Source organism: Bacillus sp. AFS055030 (assembly GCF_002574545.1).
Classification (GTDB): Bacteria; Bacillota; Bacilli; order Bacillales; family Bacillaceae_G; genus Gottfriedia.
The window spans coordinates 1-235 of sequence record NZ_NUGT01000048.1; the positions used below are offsets into that span (position 1 = coordinate 1).

The 235-nt window shown below is 51.9% G+C and carries 2 tRNA genes; both read left to right on the forward strand.

What is annotated here, in order from left to right:
- Positions 1–28: 28 nt before the first annotated feature.
- Positions 29–103, forward strand: a tRNA-Asn gene (locus CN925_RS15605).
- Between the two features lie 4 nt (positions 104–107).
- Positions 108–199: transfer RNA gene (locus CN925_RS15610), tRNA-Ser, on the forward strand.
- Positions 200–235 lie beyond the last annotated feature (36 nt).

Genomic DNA, 235 nt, shown 5'->3' on the forward strand with positions numbered 1-235 from the left:
AGTAGAACGTCGCTTGGTTTATCATTATTCCGCAGTAGCTCAGTGGTAGAGCACTCGGCTGTTAACCGAGTGGTCGTAGGTTCGAATCCTACCTGCGGAGCCATTTTGGAGAGCTGTCCGAGTGGCCGAAGGAGCACGATTGGAAATCGTGTAGGCGGGTAACCCTGTCTCAAGGGTTCAAATCCCTTGCTCTCCGCCACATATTTACAGCACTATTGTACTGGCCCGTTGGTCA